26 protein-coding genes are annotated in these 24571 nt (G+C 48.2%); 24 read left to right on the top strand and 2 right to left on the bottom strand.

Annotation, left to right across the window (positions count from 1 at the left end; genetic code table 11):
- The first annotated feature begins 192 nt into the window (after positions 1–192).
- From H8S75_RS18515 to spoIVB, 4 genes are all read left to right on the top strand, one after another.
- Positions 193–666, top strand: a complete 474-nt coding sequence (locus H8S75_RS18515; protein ID WP_187022910.1) for a hypothetical protein — start codon at positions 193–195, stop codon at positions 664–666.
- 2 nt (positions 667–668) lie between these two features.
- Positions 669–815, top strand: coding sequence for a hypothetical protein (locus H8S75_RS18510; RefSeq protein ID WP_187022909.1), 147 nt, complete (start codon positions 669–671; stop codon positions 813–815).
- Between the two features lie 120 nt (positions 816–935).
- On the top strand, positions 936–2093 hold the full coding sequence (locus H8S75_RS18505) for an MATE family efflux transporter (protein ID WP_187022908.1): 1158 nt from the start codon (positions 936–938) through the stop codon (positions 2091–2093).
- Between the two features lie 147 nt (positions 2094–2240).
- Positions 2241–3521: a SpoIVB peptidase gene (gene spoIVB / locus H8S75_RS18500; RefSeq protein WP_187022907.1), complete on the top strand. Its 1281-nt coding sequence runs from the start codon at positions 2241–2243 to the stop codon at positions 3519–3521.
- 79 nt (positions 3522–3600) lie between these two features.
- On the opposite strand, the gene H8S75_RS18495 is transcribed toward spoIVB, so the two are convergent.
- Positions 3601–4425 carry a DeoR/GlpR family DNA-binding transcription regulator gene (locus tag H8S75_RS18495; protein WP_187022906.1) on the bottom strand — a complete coding sequence of 275 codons (825 nt, stop codon included), beginning with the start codon at positions 4423–4425 and terminating at the stop codon, positions 3601–3603.
- A gap of 508 nt (positions 4426–4933) precedes the next feature.
- On the opposite strand from H8S75_RS18495, the gene H8S75_RS18490 reads away from it, so the two are divergent.
- The 20 genes from H8S75_RS18490 (at position 4934) to H8S75_RS18395 (ending at position 22995) form a co-directional block, all read left to right on the top strand.
- Positions 4934–6061 carry an iron-containing alcohol dehydrogenase family protein gene (locus H8S75_RS18490; RefSeq protein ID WP_187022905.1) on the top strand — a complete coding sequence of 376 codons (1128 nt, stop codon included), beginning with the start codon at positions 4934–4936 and terminating at the stop codon, positions 6059–6061.
- A gap of 15 nt (positions 6062–6076) precedes the next feature.
- Complete coding sequence (locus H8S75_RS18485) at positions 6077–6913, top strand: transketolase (RefSeq protein WP_187022904.1); 837 nt, start codon at positions 6077–6079, stop codon at positions 6911–6913.
- Complete coding sequence (locus H8S75_RS18480; protein WP_187022903.1) at positions 6910–7875, top strand: transketolase family protein; 966 nt, start codon at positions 6910–6912, stop codon at positions 7873–7875. Before H8S75_RS18485 ends, H8S75_RS18480 begins: the two co-directional genes overlap by 4 nt.
- A gap of 1 nt (position 7876) precedes the next feature.
- Entirely contained in the window at positions 7877–8761 is an 885-nt protein-coding gene (locus H8S75_RS18475) for a class II fructose-bisphosphate aldolase (protein WP_187022902.1), read from the top strand.
- Between the two features lie 18 nt (positions 8762–8779).
- Entirely contained in the window at positions 8780–9412 is a 633-nt protein-coding gene (locus H8S75_RS18470) for an RpiB/LacA/LacB family sugar-phosphate isomerase (RefSeq protein WP_187022901.1), read from the top strand.
- Between the two features lie 27 nt (positions 9413–9439).
- A complete protein-coding gene (locus H8S75_RS18465) occupies positions 9440–9871 on the top strand; it encodes a PTS sugar transporter subunit IIA (RefSeq protein WP_187022900.1) in 432 nt (143 codons plus the stop codon).
- A gap of 14 nt (positions 9872–9885) precedes the next feature.
- Complete coding sequence (locus H8S75_RS18460) at positions 9886–10383, top strand: PTS sugar transporter subunit IIB (RefSeq protein ID WP_187022899.1); 498 nt, start codon at positions 9886–9888, stop codon at positions 10381–10383.
- Positions 10384–10404: 21 nt separating this feature from the next.
- Positions 10405–11199 (top strand): PTS mannose/fructose/sorbose/N-acetylgalactosamine transporter subunit IIC, encoded by a 795-nt coding sequence (locus tag H8S75_RS18455; protein ID WP_187022898.1) that lies wholly within the window; start codon positions 10405–10407, stop codon positions 11197–11199.
- A complete protein-coding gene (locus H8S75_RS18450) occupies positions 11196–12023 on the top strand; it encodes a PTS system mannose/fructose/sorbose family transporter subunit IID (RefSeq protein ID WP_187022897.1) in 828 nt (275 codons plus the stop codon). Before H8S75_RS18455 ends, H8S75_RS18450 begins: the two co-directional genes overlap by 4 nt.
- Before the next feature lie 438 nt (positions 12024–12461).
- Entirely contained in the window at positions 12462–13265 is an 804-nt protein-coding gene (gene spo0A / locus H8S75_RS18445; protein WP_002600991.1) for a sporulation transcription factor Spo0A, read from the top strand.
- A gap of 103 nt (positions 13266–13368) precedes the next feature.
- Positions 13369–14814: a glycogen synthase GlgA gene (gene glgA, locus H8S75_RS18440; protein WP_187022896.1), complete on the top strand. Its 1446-nt coding sequence runs from the start codon at positions 13369–13371 to the stop codon at positions 14812–14814.
- A 29-nt stretch (positions 14815–14843) separates the two neighbouring features.
- Complete coding sequence (locus tag H8S75_RS18435; RefSeq protein WP_117620966.1) at positions 14844–15413, top strand: HD domain-containing protein; 570 nt, start codon at positions 14844–14846, stop codon at positions 15411–15413.
- A 43-nt stretch (positions 15414–15456) separates the two neighbouring features.
- Positions 15457–15915: a divergent PAP2 family protein gene (locus H8S75_RS18430; RefSeq protein WP_187022895.1), complete on the top strand. Its 459-nt coding sequence runs from the start codon at positions 15457–15459 to the stop codon at positions 15913–15915.
- 156 nt (positions 15916–16071) lie between these two features.
- Positions 16072–16635, top strand: coding sequence for a putative ABC transporter permease (locus H8S75_RS18425; RefSeq protein ID WP_156834946.1), 564 nt, complete (start codon positions 16072–16074; stop codon positions 16633–16635).
- Positions 16636–16717: 82 nt separating this feature from the next.
- Entirely contained in the window at positions 16718–17338 is a 621-nt protein-coding gene (locus H8S75_RS18420) for a Maf family protein (RefSeq protein ID WP_187022894.1), read from the top strand.
- Complete coding sequence (locus H8S75_RS18415) at positions 17335–18120, top strand: HAD family hydrolase (protein WP_002600985.1); 786 nt, start codon at positions 17335–17337, stop codon at positions 18118–18120. The genes H8S75_RS18420 and H8S75_RS18415 overlap by 4 nt, the downstream gene beginning before the upstream one ends.
- A 55-nt stretch (positions 18121–18175) precedes the next feature.
- Positions 18176–19330 carry an exonuclease SbcCD subunit D gene (locus tag H8S75_RS18410; RefSeq protein ID WP_187022893.1) on the top strand — a complete coding sequence of 385 codons (1155 nt, stop codon included), beginning with the start codon at positions 18176–18178 and terminating at the stop codon, positions 19328–19330.
- Positions 19327–21600 carry an AAA family ATPase gene (locus H8S75_RS18405; protein WP_187022892.1) on the top strand — a complete coding sequence of 758 codons (2274 nt, stop codon included), beginning with the start codon at positions 19327–19329 and terminating at the stop codon, positions 21598–21600. Before H8S75_RS18410 ends, H8S75_RS18405 begins: the two co-directional genes overlap by 4 nt.
- Positions 21601–21762: 162 nt before the next feature.
- A complete protein-coding gene (locus H8S75_RS18400) occupies positions 21763–22737 on the top strand; it encodes a peptidylprolyl isomerase (RefSeq protein ID WP_187022891.1) in 975 nt (324 codons plus the stop codon).
- 27 nt (positions 22738–22764) lie between these two features.
- Positions 22765–22995, top strand: a complete 231-nt coding sequence (locus H8S75_RS18395; RefSeq protein WP_187022890.1) for a hypothetical protein — start codon at positions 22765–22767, stop codon at positions 22993–22995.
- Between the two features lie 276 nt (positions 22996–23271).
- On the opposite strand, the gene H8S75_RS18390 is transcribed toward H8S75_RS18395, so the two are convergent.
- Positions 23272–24558, bottom strand: a complete 1287-nt coding sequence (locus H8S75_RS18390; protein WP_187022889.1) for a M18 family aminopeptidase — start codon at positions 24556–24558, stop codon at positions 23272–23274.
- Between the last annotated feature and the right edge of the window lie 13 nt (positions 24559–24571).

Here is a 24571-nt window from a genome sequence, read left to right as displayed (position 1 = left end):
GCCCGTTAAAATTTACTATACACTCCATTTTTCCGTATTGTATTTTTACATTCCCAATCTGGAGTTTATTGTATTGAGCAATTATAGCGCTACTATCAAGTTTGTTCGCTAAATCACTATTTAATGTATGTTGTAAAAAAGAAATATTTAAGACACTAATTAATCAAAATCGAAAGAAAGGAGAGAGTATAAATGGATTATATTCTCACAAATACTGGCAAAAGAATGTCAGTAGATAATGTTATGAAAGACCGTTTTGGAAATTTACAGATGCAATTTCTTGAAACGAAGTTAGAGGTATCACGCGAAGAACTTGAGACAATTCTTAGAAGCTATGATGAAACTAAGATTCTGACTCTTTTTACTGATGGAGATGCGGAGCAGAACGCATATTCAAATTATTCCGCACTGGATGAGGTCACTGTTAAATATGATGCTGTTGTACAGGAGGCTAGACCAGCAGTAAAAGCTAAAGAGGCTGTTGTTGATGAAAACAATCAGATTTTAGAGCCAGCGGTCGAAGCCCAGGAAGCAATACCAGAGATTCGTGATAACGTGATAACAGTTACTATGGCAAAATTAAGCCTGGTTGAAATTCAGTTACAAGAACTGAGAAGTGATGTAAATGATCTTAACCTTGGTATGGCCGAGATGTTGGGGGTATAAAGATGGCAGAATGGAAAAAATCTATTTTTGTAAATGCTATTAAAATAAGAGTCGGTAACGGCGAGGGAACCGCTGAAGAGATTATTAATTTCTATACGAAACTGACTGAAGAGGAAAGAGAAATTCTGAAGGCTGAATTCTCATTATAAGTGACAAAAAGCAGGGTGAAAAAATCTAACTTTTTAACCCTGCTTTTACCAATTTATTTTGGGAAAGTTTTTGCCAAATATCTTGAGAATTTTTGCCAAAAATCTTGAGCGCGCACAATCATGGCCCAGTATTTCGGAGCCCAGTCGGAAGTTAAAGTAAAAAAAACGATTATAAACGGATTTTTTCTACTGACAGTCGTGTCTGTGTTAATGGGAGGAATGGGATATCTGCTGGCAGAACCGGCACTCAGGCTTCTCCGGACGCCAACGGAATACATTGGGGATTCCGTTACATATTTAAAAACTGTATCCTGCGGAATGGCAGCAGTGGCAGCCTACAATGGAGTCGCAGCCATGCTGCGGGCATTGGGCGACTCAAAAACACCGCTTATTTTTCTCGTGCTGGCTAGTCTTTTAAACATTGGGCTAGATTTGCTGTTTGTCCTCTATTTTAATATGGCAGTCTATGGTGTGGCAATAGCAACTGTAATTGCTCAGGGAACCAGTGCGGCCGGATGTATGATTTTTGCTTTTCGGGTGAATCCTTACTTTAAAGTAAAAAGAAAAGATATAATTCTGGACCGCGACATTCTTAGCCAGTGTATCCGCCTCGGTGTTCCGGTTACCTTTCAAAATGCCCTTATAGCCGTCTCAACCTCCTGTCTTCAGGGCGTTGCTAATGGATTTGGTCCCAGTGTGGCTACCGCATATACCATGACGACCAGGCTGGAACAGCTGATCGGCCAGCCATACAGCTCTATGGCCTCCGGTATTTCGACGTTTACGGGACAGAATATGGGAGCGGGCCGGATCAAACGGGTAAGACAGGGGCTAAGGACCGGACTTATTTTTTCCGCCGGTTTCAGCGTGGTCATGCTAATTCTCATGCGTTTTGGCGGTCATTTGATTTTACGGCTGTTTGGCAATGATATAGAAATTCTCGGTATCGCCGTAAATGCGTTGAAAATTACAAGCTTTTTTTATTTTCCGCTGGGTGTGATCTACTTAATCCGGGGCCTGTCTAATGGAGCCGGAGATGCGGCCTATTCCATGATGAATGGAATTGTTGAGGTATTTTGCCGCTTTTTCTTTTCCATGGTGCTGACGAGGATTACCGGGATCGGCATGTGGGGAGTCTGGCTGACGACTGGATTTACATGGAGCCTGACTGCTCTGGCCAGCGTGGTTCGCTATAAACAGAAAAAGTGGATGAGAGGATATCCGGGGATATCCGTTAACAATTATGTTCAAACAGAGAAAAATGTATGCAAATTCTGACAAGAACGATTTTACGTAAAATCAATTCTGGTTTTAAAAGAAATTAGTTACAACTAAAATATGACAGAGTGTTTTCACCGATTTCTCACATACTATGAAAGGAGCAAAAAATTGTCTCCTTTCATTTTTTATAAGGAGGTATGTGAGATGACGGGAAAAAAATTCCACAGATATGTGGTGGCTGCGTTTTGGGTGAGCCTGGTGTTTTGCATCGGCTTCTCTTATTTCTATATGAAGTGGGTGATACCGGACAAGCTGAATGTCGTAGCCGAAGAAGAAGAACAGTTTCATTTCTCCATGCCTTTTGGAGTGACGCTGTCTTCAGACAGTGAGGAAGTGGTTTTAAGTAATGGTTCCAATATTCCGACGGATCAGATTAACCTTTCCGTGAACCAGCCGTTTTCTGTATATTCAGAAAATCAGGGAAGCTACAAGATTGGCTTAAAGCTGTTTGGCTGGCTTCAGCTAAAGGATATCCAGGTGGATGTGGTGGATACGAAATACGCCATTCCATGCGGAACTCCAGTGGGAATTTACTTAAAATCTGATGGGATTATGGTAATTGGAACGGGGGATATCACGAAGAAAGACGGTATGATTGTAGAGCCGGCCTTTGGAGTGCTTCAGTCGGGGGACTATATTGAGGCATTTAATGGAACACCTTTAAAGGATAAGGAAGCGCTGGTTACAGAATTAAACAAAAATGGTACCAGCGAGGCGGTTTTAGCAGTCCGACGCGGAGATCAGGAGATCGAGGTAAAGATGACTCCGGTGGAGGGAGAGGATGGGAATCCGAAGCTGGGAGTCTGGGTCCGTGACGATACTCAGGGTATTGGAACCATGACTTATATTGACATGAATGGTAATTTTGGGGCGCTGGGACATGGGATCAGCGACAGTGACACAGGCGGAGTCGTCCAGATTGAGGACGGCGCGCTATATGAAACTTCAATTCTGGGAATCGAAAAGGGAACTTTCGGTAAGCCGGGAGTCATGAGCGGAGTGATCTACTACGGTCCGGGATCGGTGTTGGGAACGATTCATTCCAATACGGAAGAGGGAATATTTGGTACGGTCAATGAACGGTTTAAGCAGACCGCAAAAGCAGACGCGATACCAATCGGATACCGCCAGGATGTCAAAAAGGGAACCGCATATATCCGAAGCGATGTTTCAGGAGTTGTAAAAGACTATGAGATCGAGATTCAGAAGGTGGATTATACGACAGCCCATAAGAACAAGGGAATGGTAATCAAGGTGACGGATCCGGAGCTGCTGGCAATTACCGGGGGAATTGTGCAGGGAATGTCAGGCTCGCCGATTATCCAGGATGGGAAGCTGATTGGGGCGGTGACTCATGTGTTTATCCAGGATAGTACGAGAGGGTATGGGATCTTTATTGAGAATATGCTGGAGGCGGCAGAATAATAGGAACAAAATATGTAACATGCAAAAATCGAGGATGCCGCTCTGAGCTTCCTCGATCTTTGCGTATATTTAAGAAGTTTTATATGCCGTTCCGCCTTCCCATATTCTTATCCCAGTACTCCAGACTCTTCACGGATTCGGGATCATCCGCGTAGACAAGGTGAATATTATGCTCTGTGATCTGTTCCAGAATCTCCGCCGGCGGCTCGGGATGCGTTGTGATAATGCAGTGTATCTGTGAGGCACTCCCAAAGATAAACATCCGGTTTCTGTGAAAACTCTGACTGGAAGTGACAAGAATCACCTGCCTTGCGACCTGAATCATAGCCTGCTTTACACCTACTTCAATATTTAAGGAAGCAGTCAGGTTTAAATCACTTGAAATACCGGTGGTGCCGATGAACACCTTATCAGGTCTGATCTGGTAAAATATCTTTTCCGCCTCCGGGCCAACGGTACACATACTGCGGCTGAGCACCTGGCCTCCTGCTAGAAATATGGTATGGTGGCTTTGCTCCAGTGCCATGGCGGCCCGGATAGAATTGGTAACAATATTGACCGGTGGTAAGGATTTAATTTCGTTGGCGATCATATACGTAGTGGTCCCGGAATCAAGAGCTATGGCATCATCTGGATGAATCAGCGTGGCGGCTGCCTTGGCAATCAGTTTTTTGTCCTGTTCATTAAACGCTTCACGAAGACTGAAGGGGATTTGATTGTTTTCATATTGATAGGGTAGCGAAACGCTGCCATGCTGCCTGGAGACAAGTTCCTTTGCCTCCAGATTTGCTACGTCTTTTCTTATCGTTACCAGCGAAACACCCAATGTACTGGAAAGTTCAGACAGGGATATGGACCCGGTTTGCTGCAGAGCCTGCAGAATATATTTTTCTCGGCTGTTCATAAGTTATTTATTTTCCTTTCTTACTCTGATCTTTTCGATTAACAACTAAAGTTATCTCGTATTTTCAATTCAATCTTCCAATTATTAATTCACTTCTTTTCGTATCCTATATATAAATTCAAAAATGAAATAAGTATACTTTCTAATATTATTTTTTCTTCTATTTAATTTTAGAATACATGATTTTTGTAAAAAATACAAGAGAAAAACGAAAAAAAGGTAAGATAAAAGTTTCGAATTCAAAATAAAATCCAAAGATATTAGTGAAAATGATGGTATGCATTTGAAAAAGAAAAGAAAATGCAGGAAAAATAATAAAAAACGATTAAAACGAAATATAAAAAGCAAATAAAAATACATAAATAATTTTAAAATATGTAAAAATAACTAAAAATATAACGATTAAATGAATAAATATTGACAAAAAGTAAAAAAACGGCTAAGATAAAGTCAAGAAATGAAACTAACAAACAGAAAAAAAGAAATAAAAACGAAAGAAAGGAAAATAATGGAAAATCAGAACTCAAGTTTTCAATACTGGATGCCCGTCAGGATTCTTTTCACAGAAGCGGAACCGGATATCAGAGAAGAAATCGCAGGGGAATCCATAGTCATAGTGACCGATCCATTTCTCTATGAATCGGGGGTAGCCGGGCGGACAGGAGACAGACTGGGAAATGCAGACGTTTCCTATTTTTCAAAGGTTGAGCCTAATCCATCGACAGATACAGTGAATGCATGTGCGTCTATGATCCGGGAGCATGAAGCTAAAACCGTAATTGGAATCGGAGGCGGAAGCAGTATGGATACAGCCAAAGCGGCGGCCTGTCTGGCTTCATCCGGCGGTGTGATCGGAGACTATGCAGGAAAGGGGAAAAGCTTCGGAAAACGAACCGTTCGTCTGATTCTGATTCCTACTACAGCGGGAACGGGCAGCGAGGTCACTAATGTGGGGGTCTATACCGATTCGGAGACGGGAGAAAAGAGACCGGTGGTCTGTCCGGAATTTTATGCCGATCTAGCCGTAATTCATCCGAAATATACTTATACTATGCCACGCAGCGTGACCGCGAATACGGGCATGGATGCATTCTGCCATGCTATAGAAGCCTATTGGAATTTAAACAGCCAGCCGATCAGTGACTCCTTTGCTGTACAGGCGATGAAGCTGATTCTCGATAACCTGCTTACAGCGTACCGCTTGCCGGAAGATGGAGCTGCACGGGAGAATTTATGTACTGCCAGCCTTCTGGCGGGACTTGCATTCGGGCAGACACGGACTACGGGTGCACATGTGCTGAGCTATCCTCTGACAGCAAGATACCACGTTCCTCATGGAACCGGATGTGCCATTACACTGCCGGCTTTTATACGGATCAGCGCTGAGAAGGCGGGAAAGAAGATGCAGACGCTGGCGGAGGCATTGGGATATATCGATGTGGAAGCTTTGGCAGATGGTGTATGTGATCTTATGAGATCATTGGAGATGCCGGTCGCTTTGAGGGAAATCGGGGCGAAGGCAGAGGAACTTTCAGGGATCGCGAAAGATGCAATGAATTATTATCCACAGCTTTCGCTAACTCCTGCGTTCATGACAGAGGAGACGGTGTTTGACATGCTGAAATCGATTTACTGAAAAGGAGTTGTTTCTATGAACTGTGCAGAAAATAAAGAACTGGCACAAAAGGCAAAAGAGATTCGTAAGCTGACGCTTACAAGTATTGCAAAGGTTGGAAAAGGCCATATTGGAGGCGCATTGTCTCTCTGCGAGGTGATGAGTGTCCTGTATTTTAAACATATGAATGTGCGGCCGGCTGATCCGCTGTGGGACGAACGGGACCGGTTCGTGCTTTCCAAAGGCCATGCGGGACCTGTGGTTTATGCGGCCCTGGTATTGCGGGGGTTTCTTGATCCTTCCGAGCTTGAGACCATGAACCATTTCGGCAGCATGCTTCCAAGCCACTGTGACAGGAAGCTGACCAGAGGCATCGATATGTCGACGGGAAGTCTGGGACAAGGGTTTGCGGCAGCAGCAGGGATGGCACTGGGGGCGAAGCTGGATAAAAAGGACTGTTTTATCTATGCAATCATCGGCGACGGGGAAAGCCAGGAAGGATTAATCTGGGAGACGGCTATGCTTGCAGGAAGCAGAAGACTGGATCATTTTATTGCTTTTACCGACTATAATAAGATGCAGATTGATGGATATATCGGGGACGTGAATGATTTGGAGCCTCTGGATAAAAAATGGGAGTCATTCGGATGGAATGTGCAGAGTATTGATGGTCACGATATTGGGGCAATTGATTTCGCCATTGAGACAGCCCGAAAAACAAAGGGAAAGCCGTCCATGATTATCTTAAATACAGCAAAGGGAAAGGGCGCATATTTTGCTGAAAATAAACTGGAGAGCCACAGTATGAATATAACGGAAGAAATGTATGTGAAAGCGCTGGCAGAAATAGAAGGCCGGGAGGTGTGTCTATGATCTATGAGAGAGAAGAAAGACCGCTTAAGGAGGTTTACTCAGACCTTCTTGTGGAGTACGGCAGAAAAGATCCGCGCATCGTAATCGTGGAGGCAGATCTGATGAAAAGCGGTTCTACGGACAAGTTTCAGCAGGAATTCCCGGACCGGACCTTTGATGTGGGAGTTGCAGAGGCCAATATGATCTGCGTAGCTGCAGGGCTGTCACTCATGGGGAAAATACCGTTTACACATACCTTTGCAGTATTTGCTTCCCGACGTTGCTGTGATCAGATAAACCAGAGCGTGGCCTACGCAGGCTGCAATGTAAAAATGTGCGGTTCGGATCCGGGCATCACCACCGAGTTAAACGGCGGCACTCATATGGCCATGGATGACGTGGGAATCATGAGAAGTATTCCGGAAATGACAATCTTTGAACCGGTAGACAGCCGGCAGCTGCGAGCTGTTTTTCCGCAAATTCTTAATCTGGAAACACCTGTTTACATACGGCTGTTCCGTCCCAATGCCACCAGAATTTTTACCGGGGAAGAGACTGACTTCAGACTTGGAAAAGGAATTGTAATAAGAGAAGGCAGTGATGTTACAATTCTGTCGTCTGGAATTATGGTAGCGGAGGCGCTTAAGGCGGCGGAGCTTCTGGAAGAACAGCAGATACAGGCGGAGATAATCAACATCCATACAATAAAGCCTTTGGATACCAGGCTTATTATAGAGAGCGCAGCAAAGACCGGATGTGTGGTGACTGCGGAAAATGGGAGTATTTACAATGGACTTGGCAGCGCTGTCGCGGAATGCCTGGCGGAGCACCTGCCAAGACCGATGAAACGGATCGGAGTGCAGGACTGTTTCGGACAGATTGGCCATGTGGAGGAACTTTTGAATGCATTTCACATGGCAGCCGAAGATATTGCCGCTGCCGCTGCCGAACTGGTAAGAAACAAGGAAAAGGGAGGATTGTAATATGTTTGTTTCAATGAAAGAAATGCTGAACCATGCCCATGAAAATAAATATGCAGTGATGGCGGTAAACTGTGTAAATATGGAGCAGGTTAAGGCATGTGTGGAGAGTGCTGAGGAGGAATGTTCACCGATTATCTTAAATATTTCTCCGAGACAGATGAGAGAGCACGGACACAGCTATGTACTCACGCCCATGGTGCGTTCCATAGCGGAACGTGCGGCGGTACCGGTGGCTTTTAACCTGGATCATGGAGCCGCATATCAGGATTTTGTGACGGCTCTGCAGTCTGGTTTTTCCAGCGTCATGATTGATGCCTCATCCTGTGATTTTGAGGAGAATGTCAGACGTACACAGATGATTGCAGCACTGGCCCACGGATGTGGTAAATCCTGTGAAGCGGAGCTTGGTCATGTGGGCAATGCGGACGCGGGCGATGATTCCAACAGTGTCTATTATACCAATCCGGAACAGGCCAGGGAATTTGTGAAGCGTACCCATTGCGACTGTCTGGCGGTCGCCATAGGTACGGCCCATGGAAGTTATCCGAAGGGGATGATTCCAAAACTGGATTTTGAGCGTCTTACTCTGCTTGCCAATACGCTTGACATACCCCTGGTGCTGCACGGAGGCAGCGGAGCAGGGGAAGAGAATATCAGAAAAGCGGTTGCCTGCGGAATTAACAAGATCAATGTAAATACAGATGTCATGGCTCATGCGGTAGCAGAGACAGGCCGGGCTCTGAAAGAGAATCCGGAATATGGTTATATGGATCTGTGTATGCGCTGTGAAGATGCTATGAAAGATTTTATTAAGAGTTATATGCGTATGATTGGCTCCAGCATGCGTTATACCTTTGGGAGCACGGCGGGAGCGGAATTCGACTGACCGAAAGGAGACGGCAAAATGAAAATTGCTTTAATTAATGAGAGCAGCCAGGTATCGAAAAACAGACTGATCTTTGAGACACTGAAGGAAACGGTAGAACCTCTTGGGCACGAGGCTTTTAATTATGGTATGAGCGAGGAGGATCCAGACTATGTGATCAGCTATGTGGAAGCGGGATTATTGGCAGCGATTCTATTGAACAGCCAAACGGCAGACTTTGTCATCACAGGGTGCGGAACGGGGGAGGGCGCCTGTCTGGCCTCCAATATCTATCCGAATGTGTACTGTGGCTATGTGAAGGAATCTGCCGACGCTTTTCTGTTTACACAGATTAACAGTGGAAATGCCATTTCCATGCCGTTTGCTAAAGATTTTGGCTGGTGTGCGAACCTGAATCTGAAATACGTGTTCCGGGAACTGTTTTCCTGCCGCCACGGAATCGGATATCCGCCTGAGCGGGGAGTGGTTCAGAGACAGTTCCGTGAATGCTTCGAGATGGTTAAGGAGCAGGTGTCAAAAGACATGATGACGGTCTTAAAGGAGGTGGACAGAGATATCCTTGAAAATACGGTCAGCGGAAAAAAATTTAAAAGTCAGTATTTTGTCCATACACCAGATTCGGAAATCCGGCGCTACATCGCTTTGATTTAATCGTACGAGGAGAAAGGAGGTGTGTGAGTGAGACATATACTGATTGCAACACATGGCCACATAGCCAGTGGATTAAAATCGGCGTTGAAACTGTTTCTGAATAAAGCGGATGATATTACAGTTATCGATGCATATGTTGGGGAGGCAGATGAGAATTATGAGCGTGATTTGGAGTTATTTCTCGGTGGGATGCAGGAGGGGGATGAGGCATACATATTTACAGATATCAAAGCCGGGAGCGTAAATCAGAAGGTGATGGCCGTCTTAGACGGTTTCGATAAGCGGACGGTTCTGGTTACCAATGTCAATCTGCCGCTTCTCGTTGGCCTTCTGGTGGAGGACGATGTGAAGACACCGGAAGAAATAAAGGCTATGATAGAGATGGCTCAGCCGGAGGTTATATCGCTTGAAGCGCTGAAGAAAAATCACATATTCACAACAGAAAATGACTTTTTTTAGGAGGAGGTAAGACAATGATACCATCGTTAAGGATTGATGACCGTCTGATTCACGGTCAGATCGCGCTTGTCTGGAGCAAAGCCTTCGGAACCAACCGAATTGTGGTGGCGAATGACAAGGCGGTGACTGATGAAGTGACGAACGTGTCGCTGCAGATGGCGGTTCCGACAGGAATAAAGCTTTTAATCAAGACCGTGGATGATGCGGTTAAACTGTTCCATGATCCGAGAGCGGCGGAGAGCAGTATTTTCGTATTAACAAACTGTATCGCTGATGCAGTGAGAATCGTAAAGGCCTGTCCCGGCATGATACAGTCGGTAAATGTGGCAAACGCCGGCAGGTTTGATACGTCGCCGTCATCGGAGAAACTGGTGTTATCAAGTACAATTATTGTGAATAAGGCAGAGCTGGAGGCGCTGAAAGAATTGGCTGCCATGGATATTCCTGCATACCAGCAGGTAATACCAAGTGATGCTAAAAAACCGGTAAAAGACTTGTTAAAGGGGCATTGATCAGAGAGGGGGAAACAGTAAATGGTTTTACGTGCATTTTTAGCAGCATTAGCGTATTTTATTTGTTATGGAGGTAACTGGCTGTTTGCACAGTCCATGACGGAGCGGCCGATCGTGGTCGGATTTATCACGGGTTTATTTTTAGGGGATATTAAGACAGGAATCATTGTGGGAGCCGCGGTCGAGGCGATCTTCATGGGGTCTGTGAATATTGGGGGGAATATTTCGGCAGAGCCCGCAGCTGCGGCAACCTTTGCAGTAGTTATGGCAACTATGGAAAATATCAGCGCGGACGCGGCGCTGGCTTTATCCGTTCCGGTAGGCGTTTTTTCAGCCTTCCTTTTCATGATTATTAACAATGTTTTATATAACTTCACGGCGCCCATTATCGACCGCCTCGCTGAAAAAGGCAACGATAAGGGTCTTATTACCATGAACTTTACCATGTGGTTTATCCGGTTCTTTATCGTGGCTCTATGCATGTTCGCTGGTCTGCTGGCAGGCGGCGCAGCCATCGAAGCCACGATTAACAGTATTCCGGCGGTGGTTCTGACAGGACTTAATACCGCCGGAAAATTCCTCCCGGCAGTGGGGCTTTCAATCCTTATGAAAATGCTTTGGAACAAACAGCTGGCAATCTATTTCTTCCTGGGATTCATTATGGTTGTATATTTAGGACTTCCGCAGGTCGCCATTGCGGCACTGGCAATTATTCTGGTAATTTCGGTTGCATTGCGGGATATGGAGCTTCATAAGCTTCAGGAGACCAGAACAGCCATAACACCAGTTGACAGAGAGGAGGATTTCTTCGCATGAAACAGAATACAATGTCAAAAGAAGACAGAAAGATGCTGAACTCCATTTTCTGGAGATCCATGTTCTTATCATCAGGCCGCTGCGGCGGACAGGTGAGGATGCATGCCGTTGGATTTATTAACAGCATTCTGCCGGCTCTTCGGCGCTACTATAAGGATGATCAGGAGGGCTACCGCCAGGCACTGATGCGCCACACTACATATTTTAACATGACACAACATGTGTCCACCTTCTGTATGGGGCTGGTTGCCTCCATGGAGAAGAAAGCATCGGAGGACAGTACCTTTGATACCAGCTCCATTTCCGCGGTAAAGACTTCCCTGATGGGACCAATGTCGGGAATAGGCGATTCGATTTTCTGGGGAGTCCTACGGCTTCTGGCCGCGAGTATTGCAATAACGTTTGCTGCCAGTGGTTCGATTCTGGCTCCGATTTCCTTCCTTCTGATCTTTAATGTACCCGCGTTTATCTGTCGGTATTATTTAACCTATAAGGGATTCAGCCTTGGTACAACATTTTTATCGGATATGCAAAAGAGCGGAACGATACAGATCCTTACAAAGGCCGCCAGTATTTTGGGCCTTGTTATGATCGGAGCGATGGTGGCATCTACAGTTACCTTTAAGTGTGCGCTTGCTATTCCCGTAGAGAATGCCGATCCAATTACGGTTCAGACGTATCTGGATTCTATCTTCAAGGGGCTGGTACCGCTGTCACTGACTCTGGGCTGCTTATATGCGCAGATGAAGAAAATCAATATTAATATCATCATGCTTCTGGTTCTGGCACTTGCTATGCTTCTGGCTTTGTTGGGGGTTGTTTAAAGACCTGCCTGTCAGACCGAGGCTCTGCCAGACAGGCTCTTCTCTCAACATAAATAAACAATTATTTAACACAGAATGGCAAAGGTTCCCGATTTACTGGGCCTTTGCCGTTTTAATGTCAGAAATTAATCTTAATACCTTTCAAAAAGCACCATAATATGGTAGAATATTCCGATAATCACGCGAGAAGGTTTTTCCCGACACCGAGCCACAAATTTCAACATTTACATAAAAATGAAGTCTGTCGGATTTTGTGACCAGGCCTGGATTTGGATCGAAGGGTGATTATTTCACTTCGGGGGCCATCGGAGGAAAATGTGGGAAAAACGCCCGTCTTTTGTCGAAAAATGCGACAGAATTCCATTGCGGCAATTCGGGGGCAAGTCTATAATGGCTTTACACTAATCATTCAATCAACAAGAAAGGGAGAGTAGGAAGATGTCGGAAATCAGTATTGCAATAGCGGACGATAACCTGCAGACGCTCAGTCTGCTAAACGATATATTGGAGGGAGAGGAGGATTTCCATGTCGTCGGGAAGGCGGATAATGGAGAAGATGCTTACAACATGATTGTAAAAACGAGCCCTGATGTTGTCTTATTGGATGTCATTATGCCGAGAATGGACGGAATTACGGTGATGGAGCGCGTGCGCGGCAATGCAGCACTGACTAAGATGCCGTCGTTTATTATGGTAACAGCGGCTGGAAGTGAGAATATTACCGAAGATGCGTTCCGCATGGGCGCCAATTATTACATCATGAAACCTTTCAATAAAGATATTGTTGTCGATAAAGTCAGAAGAGTCGGACACAGGAAAGCGAAAACACCGGGACTTTCAGGAATGAAGAAGGTCAAGCCATATGTGAACAAGAATGAGTACATGGAACAGAATCTGGAAAATGACGTGACTCAAATGCTTCATGAAATCGGCATCCCGGCTCATATCAAAGGATATCAGTACTTAAGGGATGCCATTGTTATCTCTGTACAGGACCAGGAAATGTTAACCAGTGTTACCAAAATCCTTTATCCATCCATAGCCAAGAAGCATCAGACAACACCGAGCCGTGTGGAGCGTGCGATCCGCCATGCCATCGAGGTTGCGTGGAGCCGGGGCAAGATGGATACGATCAATGATCTCTTCGGATATACCGTCAGCACCGGAAAGGGCAAGCCGACAAACTCTGAATTTATCGCCCTGATTGCGGATAAAATAAGACTGGATTACAAAAAACTTTAGAAAATCTATCACAATTATACTTCCTTATTTAATCAAAATGCAGTATACTATAAGACAAAGAGTGGCGCCCTCAGGGGTGACTGTAAATGAGGGAGGTTTTTTGATGAAGAAGATTTTATTCGTTGCATCGGAGGCAGTACCTTTTATTAAAACCGGTGGACTTGCTGATGTAGTAGGTTCCCTTCCCAAATGTTTTGATAAGGAATATTTTGATGTCAGGGTTATGATTCCCAAGTATCTGTGTATGAAGGAGTCGTGGAGAAACGACATGGAGTATGTAAACCATTTTTACATGGACTACATGGGACAGAGCAGATACGTTGGAATTCTTCAATACGTATACGAGGGAATTACTTTTTACTTTATTGATAATGAAGGCTATTTTAACGGACCAAAGCCATACGGCGACTGGTACTGTGATTTGGAAAAATTCTGCTTTTTCTCAAGGGCGGCTTTGTCGGCGCTTCCGGTAATTGGATTTCAGCCGGATGTGGTACACTGCCATGACTGGCAGACGGCGCTTATACCTGTCCTGTTAAAAGACCGGTTCCATGACGGAGAGTTCTTCCGCAGCATGAAGTCGGTTATCACCATCCACAACTTAAAGTTCCAGGGAGTGTGGGATGTCATGACGATCAAGAGGCTGACAGGCCTCCCGGATTACTACTTTACACCAGATAAACTTGAAGCATACAAGGATGGCAACCTGTTAAAGGGCGGCATTGTTTACGCCGACGCCATAACCACTGTAAGCGAGACGTATGCCGAGGAAATCAAGATGCCATTCTATGGCGAAGGGCTGGACGGTCTGATGAGGGCGCGTGCAAACAGCCTGCGTGGTATTGTAAACGGCATTGATTACGATGATTTCAATCCAGAGACGGATCCTTACATTGTCCAGAAGTACAATGCAAAGAATTTCCGCAAGGAAAAGATAAAGAACAAACGGGCCCTGCAGGAAGAGCTGGGACTGCCTCAGGACGACAGGAAGTTTATGGTCGGTATCGTGTCCAGACTGACTGACCAGAAGGGCCTCGATTTGATCCAGTGTGTTCTGGACGAGATGTGTCAGGACGATATCCAGCTGGTTGTGCTGGGAACTGGAGAAGAGCGGTATGAGAATATGTTCCGCCATTACGACTGGAAGTATAATGACAAGGTATCCGCGAATATTTTCTATTCCGAGCCGATGTCCCATAAGATTTATGCGGCCTGCGACGCATTTCTGATGCCGTCCTTATTTGAGCCGTGCGGTTTGAGCCAGCTGATGTCGCTCCGTTACGGAACCGTTCCGATTGTCCGCGAAACAGGCGGTCTGAAGGATACAGTGGAACCGTATAACGAGTTTGAGAGCCGTGGAACCGGATTCTCATTCCAGAATTACAACGCTCATGAGATGCTGGCGGTTATTCGCTATGCAGAGCGCATATACTATGATAAGAAGCGGGAGTGGAATAAGATCATTGACCGCGCGATGGCGATGGATTATTCGTGGAATACTTCGGCTGTCAAGTATCAGGAACTGTATGACTGGCTGATTGGCTATTGAGTTCAGATAAAGAAGGAAGCGGACATAGCATGAAAAACAAGTGTTTTACCCGGGAAGAAAAGGAGGAGGTGCTCCGCTGGGCGGAGGACTCTTCCTGGATCAATCAGGAGCGGTATGAAGATGATGATGCGTATCTTGCGTGTGTAGAGGACATTCTGGAAAATCCTGTGTTTCAATCCATGGATCGTTTTATGCAGCATGGGGATACTACCTGTAAGGCGCACTGCATTAAGGTATCTTATTTAAGTTACCGGATCTGCCGCCGCTTTGGCTGGGACTATGTACAGACCGCCAGAGCGGGACTTCTGCATGATTTATTCTTATATGACTGGCATACCCATGCGAAGGAGACGGGAGAACACTTTCACGGATTTACCCATCCGCGCAGGGCGTTAGCCAACGCAGAAAAGTACTTTGACTTAACGGATAAGGAAAAGGACATGATTCTGCGCCATATGTGGCCGCTTACCCCGGTTCCGCCAAAGAGCAGGGAAGGGATGGCCATCATTTACGCGGATAAGTTCTGCGGCCTGGCAGAGACGGCCGCCAGAGTAAAAAGGTGGGTTTTATACAGCCTGAGAGCGGGAAGAACCGCTTAAACCGGCTGGAAGGATCCTCTGATACAAAAAGCAGGAGAAAACCATGACATTTTGGGACGAATTACTGGCAAATCAGGTTCTGATGAGCGCTGTCACCGGCTGGGTGGTAGCTCAGGTACTGAAGACAATCATCGACCTTGCCCTGAATAAAAGCTTTAATCCGGAGCGGCTGGTGGGATCGGGCGGTATGCCCAGCTCCCACTCCGCAACGGTATGTGGAATGACGACCGCCGCCGCCTTGCATTACGGCGTCGGTTCTTTTGAGTTTGCAGTATGTTTTATCCTTTCCATGGTGGTTATGTATGACGCCATGGGAGTCCGCAGGGAGACGGGAAAGCAGGCGAAGCTGTTAAACAGCATACTGCTTGAGAACCCGCTCAAGTTAAGCGGAGAGGTGTTGCAGGAAAAGTTAAAGGAATATGTGGGACATACTCCGCTTCAGGTGGCGGCAGGTGCCATTCTTGGGATCGGCCTCGCCGTTTTTATGGCGCAGTATTATTAAGATAGGCGGATTCGTATGCTGTACCAGGCATGCGAACATCTGTAAAAAAGTCGGAATATTTCCGTGAATCGTAAGAAAATAATTCTTGATTTCTTAAGATATCCATATTATACTTTAACAAGTTAAAAAACTGTTAAAGTTGGAGGTACAATGGATATGACGATTTACCATACGATTAACTGGTTTTTCGCGTTTAGTTTCATCGGTTACCTTCTGGAATGTACCGTGCTCAGCTATGAAAACCGGAGACCGGTGTTGAACCGTGGCTTTGGACATGGCCCGTTTTGTGTCATATATGGCTTTGGAGCGCTGGGGGCCTGCCTGATTCTGGAACCGTTGGCAGGACAGCCTGTGGAGCTGTATTTCGCTTCCGTGGTGATGGCAACTTCCATGGAACTTGTGACGGCGCACATTATGATTAAGCTGTTCGGAGCATTCTGGTGGGATTACAGCCGGAAGCCTTTCAATTACAAGGGTATTATCTGTCTGGAAAGCAGTATTGCCTGGGGATTTTTAGGATTATTTTTCTTCAAGTTTTTAAATGGGTTTGTAAGCCAGCTGGTGGATGTTGTTCCGATCGGCCTGGAACGCCTTGTGGCCTTGGGACTCTTATCCTTCTACGTAGCGGATTTTACATACACCATGCGGTATCAGCTTAAGGCCGCGGAGATGGAGGAAGAGGAAGGCGTGTCAGTCGTGGGGCGTCTGAAAGTATATTGATGGTCGGCGGGATTCGTAAAGGGTCCCGCTTATTTCATTCCTGGGAGCATGCAAGAATCCAAACGCCGGACTTAAGATAGAAATGGAGGCAGATAGTTTGACTGAAGACAGAGAGATCGTTCTTGCATCCGCGTCACCGAGGCGCAGGGAACTGTTAGGACAGATAGGAATCGTGCCGGAGATTATTCCCAGCACGCTGGAAGAGAAGATAACGACCGACAGGCCGGAGGATGTTGTAAAGGAGCTGTCGCTTCAAAAGGCCGCTGATGTGGCGAAGCGTTGTGCGAAAGGTACGATTGTGATCGGTGCGGACACGGTGGTGGCCGCGGAAGGCCGGATTCTGGGAAAGCCCAAATCTCATGAGGAAGCGGAGCGCATGATCGCGCTTCTGGCTGGGAAGACCCATCAGGTGTACACGGGAGTGACCATGATCGTATGCGGCCAGGAAGGCAGGGCCAGCAAGACATTTGCGGAGAAGACGGATGTGCATGTCTATCCGATGACGGCTGAGGAGATCCATGAATACGCTTTTTCAGAGGAACCCATGGACAAGGCAGGGGCCTATGGAATTCAGGGAAAATTCGCTTCTTATATCAAAGGGATTGACGGGGATTACAATAATGTAGTAGGATTGCCTGTAGGACGTGTATACCAGGAAATGAAGAGTCTTTTGACGCTCACAGCAAGGAGGAATAACGTATGATTAAACTGATCGTATCCGATATCGACGGCACACTGGTGCCGGATGGAAGCCATGAGATGAACCCTGAGCTTCTCGATGTGATCATGAAAATTAGAGAGAACGGGGTACAGTTTGCGGCTGCCAGCGGCCGTCAGTGGGCCAGCATTGAGTCGATATTCGGACCAATCAAAGAAAAAGTATTTTACTTATCCGACAACGGAGCCTATGTGGGCTGCCATGGCCGGAATTTATTTTTAAATCCCATCGACCGGGAAACGGTGATGGATATGGTGCGCGATGTGCGCCGGATGGAGGGCCTTGAGGTGATGCTCAGCGGCCCTGATGTGGTCTATCTGGAGACGGAGAAGCAGGATTTTATCGACTGGCTGGTGGAGGGATACCAGTTCCGCGTAAAACAGGTGCCGGATTTGACGAAGGTGGACTCCCAGTTCATCAAGGTGTCCATATACCGCGAGACCGAGGTGGAGGAATACACCAGGGAGCTGAGAGAGAAATACAAAGACAGGTTTAAGATTACCATTGCAGGCGATATGTGGATGGACTGCATGAAGCCGGGAATCAACAAGGGACAGGCCGTGAAGCTTTTACAGGACAGCCTGGAGATCAAACCGGAGGAGACGATGGCTTTCGGCGATCAGCTAAATGATATCGAGATGCTGGAACAGGCGTACTACAGCTTTGCCGTAGGAAATGCCAGGCCGGAGGTGAAAGCCACAGCCAGGTTTCAGACGGATACTAATGTGAACGACGGCGTGTTAAAGATTCTGAAGCTTTTGGTATAAGCCCCGTTGGATACGTAAGAATCAGCAGGGAAGTAAGGGACGAAAGGGAACGAGGATGCGATTTATTCATACATCAGACCTCCATATTGGCAAGACCGTCAGTGGATTCTCCATGCTGGAGGAACAGGAAGCGGCACTGAAACAGATCATGGATTACGTAAAAGAACGGCAGGCAGATGCCGTTCTTTTGAGTGGTGACTTATATGACCGTTCCGTGCCGCCTGCCGCCGCAGTGACCATGTTTGACGCGTTTTTGACCGGACTGTCCGAAATGGGAGTGACGATTCTGGCCATTGCCGGGAATCACGACTGTGGAGAGCGGATCGGATTTGCCAACCGGATTCTGGAAAAGAGGGGACTCTATCTGGAGGGAAAGCTGGAAGCCCCGGTACGGTTCGTGGATATCCCTGACCAGTGGGGCTTTGTGCGTGTTCATCTGGCTCCGTTTGCAAAGCCTGTGGAGGTTAGATCCCTCTACCGGTGCGAGGGCAGCATGAAGACGTTTGAAGAGAGCTTCGAGGAAATTCTCCGCCATGTGACATACAGTCCCGGAGGAAGGGATATTCTGATGGCCCATCAGTTTGTGGTGAACCAGGGATTGCTGCCGGAGCTCTCCGATTCGGAGACACGGGTGTCTGTGGGCGGAACGGATCAGGTGGAAGCGGCATTGTTTCAGCCATTCTGCTATACGGCTCTGGGGCATATCCACGGCTGCCAGCAGATCGGGAAGAATCCGGTATACTACAGCGGCTCGCCGGTAAAATACTCTTTTTCCGAGTGCAGTCACCGGAAGTCGGTGCTGTACGGTGAGGTGGGAGAGAACGGGAAGGTCACGCTGGAACGCCTTCCGCTGACGCCGGTCCACGATATGCGAAAGATCAGGGGCCGTCTGGCAGATTTAATTCTCCCGGAGGTTGTGAGCGCGGCGGATCCGGAGGACTATATCTTGGCGGTTTTAACGGATGAGACGGAGCTGCTGGATCCGATCGGAACACTCCGAAGCGTCTATCCCAATATCATGCAGTTAAAATGGGAAAAACGGGCGGTGGAGCAGGACGATACCGTGATCCATGATGATATTATGAAGGAAAAGGGTCCGTATGGACTGTTTACGGATTTTTACGAGCTTGTTACTGGAAAGACCATGTCAGAAGAGCAGGAAGCCGTGATGAGGGAGACGGCCGAACAGGCAGAGGAGGAGGTTTCATGAAGCCGACAGCGCTTGTTTTGAGCGGATGGGGGCCTTATAAAGGCGTGGAACGGGCAGATTTTGAGGCCATGCAGCGGGGGCTGTTTCTGATCTCAGGACCGACCGGTGCCGGAAAGACCACGATATTTGATGGAATTACATTTGCCCTTTACGGGGAGGTCAGCGGAAGCATCCGGGAGAAGGACAGCCTGCGGAGCGATTTTGCGGACGCTTCCACACCCACGTATGTGACGCTCACCTTTTCCCATAGAGGAAAGCAGTACCGGGTTACCCGAAATCCAAAGTATGACAGACCGAAGCTTAAGGGCGAGGGTATGACCACGGAACTGGAGGGCGGCGAGCTCTACGAAGAAGAGGCGCTTCTGGCCTCGGGGAGTACGCAGGTAACGGAGCGGGTGACGGAACTGCTGGGACTGGATTACCGCCAGTTCCGCCAGATATCCATGATCGCACAGGGGGAATTTCAGCAGCTTCTTGTGTCCAGCTCCAAAGAGAGAACCCAGATATTCCGGGATATTTTCCAGACGCGGATCTACGATACGATGACGGCGCTGCTGTCCTCCAGAGTGAAGGCCCTAAACGGCCGGATCGATGAGGTGAAGCACCGGGCGGACGAGATCACGGGAACGTTCCGCATTGAGAATGGGGACTGGGAAGAACTGAAATCAAAGAAAAACCGGAATTACCGAAAGCTTCTGGGATTTGTGGAACAGGAAAATGAACGGCTGGGTAACCGGGAGAGAGAACTGGCCTCCCGCCTGGGAGAACTGGACCAGACCTATAAGGACCGGGTGAGGGCGATCGAGGAGCTGCGAAGCGGCAACCAGGCGGTCCGAAAGTATGAAAGTGACAGGAAGACCCTGGCAAAGCTGGAAGAGGAGCGGGACGGCTTAAAAGAACAGAAAAAAGAGCTGGCAAGGGCATACGGCCGCCTCCCCGCCCGCCGGGAAAAGCTGGAGGGGAAGAAGTCGGGTTTACGCGTGCTGGAGGAGCAGAAAAAGGGGCTTGCCGCATGGAAGGCCGCGCGCAGACAGTTGGCTGAACGGCAGGAAAAGTATCTAAAGCTCGATGGAGAAGCAAAGGAAAAGAAGCGGATCTACGAATATCAGGATGACTGTTTTAAGAAAGCTGCTGCGGGAATTATTGCAAGGGACCTGGTGGAAGGATTTCCGTGTCCGGTCTGCGGTTCCACTGTCCATCCGGTTCCTGCGTCTATGGAGGGCGATGTGCCGGATGAGAAACAGATCCGGCGGCTGAAGGCGGACTATGAGGCGGCATTAGAAAAGGCATCGGCGGCTGCGAGCGACGCGGCGGCGCTGGTGGGCGCCGTAAAAAACATGGAAGAAAACCTTGGCTCCATGGATTTATCGGACGGCGGAGAGCGGGCTCTTCTCGAAATCGAGGAAAGGCTCCGCCTGCTGGAAGAAGAGACAAAACAGGAAGAAAAAGAGATCCGGGAGTGTGAAAAGGCCTACCAGGACTGCGCGGTTAAGCTGGAAAAGCAGAAAGCGGCTTATTCCCAGTTAAAGGCGGCCATCCGGGTTCCAAAACAGACGGAGCTGGTTGAGCTATCCGGATTTGAAGCGGCGCTTACGGAATGTGAGAGGGACCGCAGGCAGACGGCCAAGGAAAAGGAACGGACGGGAACGGCTCTGGCTTTGAACCGGCAGTCACTGGCTACTCTGAAAGGCCATCTGGAGGAAAAGGAAAAGCTGGAGACAGAGTACAGCGTGGTCCGTGAACTGGAACGGGCGGCCGGGGGATATAATGGCCGGAATCTGGTATTTGAGCAGTACGTCTTATCCGTCTATTTTGAAGACATTCTCCGGGCGGCAAACCGGCGCCTTCTCAAGATGAGCGGGGAGCGGTACGAACTGCACCGGCTGGACAGAACAAGAGACAGGAGAAGTAAGGAGAGCATGGAGATGGAGGTGCTTGACCAGTATACGGGCAAGCGCCGTTCCGTGAAGAGTCTGTCGGGGGGCGAGGCGTTTAACGCTGCGCTGGCACTGGCGCTGGGGACCTCCGATGTGATACAGAGCTACGCGGGAGGCATCCAGGTGGAAGCTCTCTTTGTGGACGAGGGATTTGGCTCTCTGGACGCAGAATCCCTGGAACAGGCGGTGGCGATTCTGACCTCTTTGAGCGGCGGTTCCAGCATGGTTGGAATCATTTCCCATGTGGAAGAATTGAAAGAACAGATCGGCAGCCATATTCTGGTAGAAAAAACGAATCAGGGAAGTAGAATCGTGACAGAAAGTATGGTATAATGGCGACAGCTATTATACTGTCGCCGGTTCGGTGCCGTCCGGAGGATGGCAAAACACAGACCGAACCGTGCGCATCCCCGGAGGGAATCATGGCCGAAGGACATGATATAATACGATTCGCATAACACACAGGAGAGTTTTTCATTCATACAGGAGTTGTTCATGAATTTTAAATATAGAAAAAAAGTGAAACAAACGCTGGCCGCTGTTCTGGCCGCCATGCTTCTTACCGGCTGCGCCAAGGGGCTTCCCATGGTCTCAGAGGTAAATGAAACGAAGGCATACACACTTCCGCAGTCCATGATCATTGTGGCGACAGAGCGCAACCGTTACCAGCAGGCATATACCGGCCAGATCTGGAGCGTGGAACTGCCGGATGGGGAGACATTTGAGACGTATCTGCTGGGGCAGGCCCAGGAATTTCTTCAGGAGATGAAATGGATGAATCTTCTGGCAAAGGATAAGGAGATTATCATCACGAGCGCCGAGAAGGAGGAGATCCGGAAGCTGTCGGAGGAGTATTATGAGTCTCTGACCGAGGATGACATCGCGTACATGGGGGTGAAGGAGGACGATGTGCGGACGATGTATGAGGAATACTTCCTTTCCAACAAGGTGGTCAGTGAACTGACAAAGGATATGAATCTGGAGATCAGCGACAGTGAGGCAAAGGTCATAACCATCGACCAGATTGTCCTCTCGGACGGGAATACGGCCCAGGACGTGTTGAATCAGGTGAACGAAGACGGGGCGGACTTTGAAGCCATTGCACGGGAGTATTCAGAGGATAACGAGATTCAGAAACAGCTGGGACGCGGAGAAGCGAGGAAAGCGCTGGAGGAGGCGGCATTTTCCCTGACGGCAGGCGAGATCAGCCCGGTGGTGGAGGACAACGGCATGTTCTACATCATCAAATGTGTGAGCGATTACGACGAGGATGCCACACAGGCGAGAAAGGATAACCTGTACCAGCAGAGGAAAAAGGACGCATTCGGACAGATCTACAATCAGTTCAAGACAGAGAATCCGGTTACATTCAGCAACGATATCTGGGATGGAATTAAGTTTTCCATTGACGATAAGACGACTACCACGAATTTTTTTGACTTGTACAGAAAACATTTTCCCAATTCATAATGGGAAAGGAAAGCAGAGGGGCATTCCATGGCAGAAGGGGGAAGGAGCAACCGGGGCAGGAGCCGGAAGCGCAAAAGTACCAGGGGGAAGGCAGTTTTTGCTGCGGTGCTTAAGGTTATTCTGGTCCTTCTGATTGCGGCTGGACTTTTATTTTCCAGTACCTATGTATACCGGTATTGGGAAGGAAGCCGTACATCGACCACACCGCTGGAAACCGGCAGAGAGATTGTGCCGGAGACGATGAAGAACTATGAATAGCCTGTGAATAGCGGTTGGGCTGGAGAGCAGAAGAAGTTACAGTTCACTCCCCACCAGGGGCACCGCAGTCCGGTTCGGCTGGGCAGGCTTCCTCAGCCTTTCCAGTTCCGGTTTCGGGCATAAGAACTTCTAATACCCTGCAAAGTCACTGAAAAGGCTGAGGAAGCCTGCCCGGCCGAACCGGACTGCGGTGCCCCTGGTGGGGAGTGAACTGTAACCAGAAGAACGAGATAAGGAAACAGGAGGCTCCATTAGCTGGCGCCCCCTGTTTTCAGTTTACGCATTAAAATAAGCAGTCACCAGATCAACAAGTGCTTTCTGATCCGCAGTCCCCATGACCTCCCTGGCGGAGTGCATGGCCAGCATCGGGATTCCCGCATCCACGGTGCGCATGGTTAAATAGCTGGAGGAAATGCTTCCGAGAGTCGATCCGCCCTTCATATCGGAACGGTTGGAGAATTTCCTGTATGGAATTTTGGCATTTCTGCAGATATTTTCAATCATTCCCGTACTGGTCGCGTCGGTCGCGTAGGACTGGCTGGCCGACAGCTTGATGGCGACTCCGTCTCCCATGAGGATCTGGTTCTTGATATCACATTTTTCGCTGTGGTTGGGATGAATCGCGTGTGCGACGTCGAGGGACAGCATGAAGCCGTCAAAAAGGGCGTTCAAGTAGGCTTCTCTGGAGCAGCCGAGGGACAGGAAGAGCTTTTCCAGCACACGGTCCATGAGCAGCGAGGCGGCTCCCTGTTTCGTGCTGCTTCCGATCTCCTCATTGTCGTAGAGTGCGATCACATGTATCTCATTTCCGGCAGTGCTGTTCATGATACCGCTTAAGCAGGCCTGCACGGAGGTCAGGTTATCGAGACGCGGAGCGGAATAGAATTCACCGTCAAGCCCGCATAAAGTGCCGCTCTCCGTATTGTAGACGTAGATTTCGTAGTCCAGTATATCCTGCTTTTCCACACCGGCTTCGGCGGCCAGAGCCTTTAAGAAGAAATCTTCCTTTTCCAGGTCACTCTTAATTAAGGTTAAGAGCGGGAGCATGTCAACCTGCGGATTGACAGCGACGCCCTGATTGGCCTCCCGGTTCATGTGGATCGCCAGGTTTGGAATCGTGAGCACCGGGCGCTTAAAGTCCACGAATATGGTTTTCGTGCCGGACAGCGCATCACTGGTCACGCAGACTTTGCCTGCCATGGACAGCGGTCTGTCAAACCAGGTGTGAAGAAGCGGTCCGCCGTAGACCTCTGTGTTGAGTTTTCCGTACCGTCCGGAAGTTACCTCGGGAGAAGGCTTTAATTTCAGACAGGGCCAGTCCGTATGGGAGGCGGCCAGTTTAAGCTTCGGCGTCTGATCCGCCAGCTCGCCGATGGTAAATGCGATGAGTGTCGAATCGTACGCTTTTATATAGTAGGAGTGTCCCTGCTCCAGTTTCCAGGAACCGGAAAGGGAGAGTTCTGTAAATCCGGCGCCGTCTAAGGAAGCGGCGGCTGTCATGATGCAGTGATACGGGGATACAGAAGCGGAGATAAGCCGCTCCAGCTGTTTCATATCATTCATAGGTTTGACCTCT

It is taken from the genome of Hungatella hominis, assembly GCF_014288005.1.
GTDB lineage: Bacteria > Bacillota > Clostridia > Lachnospirales > Lachnospiraceae > Hungatella > Hungatella effluvii.
The sequence above is the reverse complement of the archived record's forward strand: the minus strand, read 5'-3'. Positions and strand labels throughout refer to the sequence as shown.

Excerpts from the sequence above, each read along its gene's own strand:
- H8S75_RS18515 (WP_187022910.1), top strand. The coding sequence starts at position 193 with ATGGATTATATTCTCACAAATACTGGCAAAAGAATGTCAGTAGATAAT.
- H8S75_RS18510 (WP_187022909.1), top strand. The coding sequence starts at position 669 with ATGGCAGAATGGAAAAAATCTATTTTTGTAAATGCTATTAAAATAAGA.
- H8S75_RS18505 (WP_187022908.1), top strand. The coding sequence starts at position 936 with ATGGCCCAGTATTTCGGAGCCCAGTCGGAAGTTAAAGTAAAAAAAACG.
- spoIVB (WP_187022907.1), top strand. The coding sequence starts at position 2,241 with ATGACGGGAAAAAAATTCCACAGATATGTGGTGGCTGCGTTTTGGGTG.
- H8S75_RS18495 (WP_187022906.1), bottom strand. The coding sequence starts at position 4,425 with ATGAACAGCCGAGAAAAATATATTCTGCAGGCTCTGCAGCAAACCGGG.
- H8S75_RS18490 (WP_187022905.1), top strand. The coding sequence starts at position 4,934 with ATGGAAAATCAGAACTCAAGTTTTCAATACTGGATGCCCGTCAGGATT.
- H8S75_RS18485 (WP_187022904.1), top strand. The coding sequence starts at position 6,077 with ATGAACTGTGCAGAAAATAAAGAACTGGCACAAAAGGCAAAAGAGATT.
- H8S75_RS18480 (WP_187022903.1), top strand. The coding sequence starts at position 6,910 with ATGATCTATGAGAGAGAAGAAAGACCGCTTAAGGAGGTTTACTCAGAC.
- H8S75_RS18475 (WP_187022902.1), top strand. The coding sequence starts at position 7,877 with ATGTTTGTTTCAATGAAAGAAATGCTGAACCATGCCCATGAAAATAAA.
- H8S75_RS18470 (WP_187022901.1), top strand. The coding sequence starts at position 8,780 with ATGAAAATTGCTTTAATTAATGAGAGCAGCCAGGTATCGAAAAACAGA.
- H8S75_RS18460 (WP_187022899.1), top strand. The coding sequence starts at position 9,886 with ATGATACCATCGTTAAGGATTGATGACCGTCTGATTCACGGTCAGATC.
- H8S75_RS18455 (WP_187022898.1), top strand. The coding sequence starts at position 10,405 with ATGGTTTTACGTGCATTTTTAGCAGCATTAGCGTATTTTATTTGTTAT.
- H8S75_RS18450 (WP_187022897.1), top strand. The coding sequence starts at position 11,196 with ATGAAACAGAATACAATGTCAAAAGAAGACAGAAAGATGCTGAACTCC.
- spo0A (WP_002600991.1), top strand. The coding sequence starts at position 12,462 with ATGTCGGAAATCAGTATTGCAATAGCGGACGATAACCTGCAGACGCTC.
- glgA (WP_187022896.1), top strand. The coding sequence starts at position 13,369 with ATGAAGAAGATTTTATTCGTTGCATCGGAGGCAGTACCTTTTATTAAA.
- H8S75_RS18435 (WP_117620966.1), top strand. The coding sequence starts at position 14,844 with ATGAAAAACAAGTGTTTTACCCGGGAAGAAAAGGAGGAGGTGCTCCGC.
- H8S75_RS18430 (WP_187022895.1), top strand. The coding sequence starts at position 15,457 with ATGACATTTTGGGACGAATTACTGGCAAATCAGGTTCTGATGAGCGCT.
- H8S75_RS18425 (WP_156834946.1), top strand. The coding sequence starts at position 16,072 with ATGACGATTTACCATACGATTAACTGGTTTTTCGCGTTTAGTTTCATC.
- H8S75_RS18420 (WP_187022894.1), top strand. The coding sequence starts at position 16,718 with ATGGAGGCAGATAGTTTGACTGAAGACAGAGAGATCGTTCTTGCATCC.
- H8S75_RS18415 (WP_002600985.1), top strand. The coding sequence starts at position 17,335 with ATGATTAAACTGATCGTATCCGATATCGACGGCACACTGGTGCCGGAT.
- H8S75_RS18410 (WP_187022893.1), top strand. The coding sequence starts at position 18,176 with ATGCGATTTATTCATACATCAGACCTCCATATTGGCAAGACCGTCAGT.
- H8S75_RS18405 (WP_187022892.1), top strand. The coding sequence starts at position 19,327 with ATGAAGCCGACAGCGCTTGTTTTGAGCGGATGGGGGCCTTATAAAGGC.
- H8S75_RS18400 (WP_187022891.1), top strand. The coding sequence starts at position 21,763 with ATGAATTTTAAATATAGAAAAAAAGTGAAACAAACGCTGGCCGCTGTT.
- H8S75_RS18395 (WP_187022890.1), top strand. The coding sequence starts at position 22,765 with ATGGCAGAAGGGGGAAGGAGCAACCGGGGCAGGAGCCGGAAGCGCAAA.
- H8S75_RS18390 (WP_187022889.1), bottom strand. The coding sequence starts at position 24,558 with ATGAATGATATGAAACAGCTGGAGCGGCTTATCTCCGCTTCTGTATCC.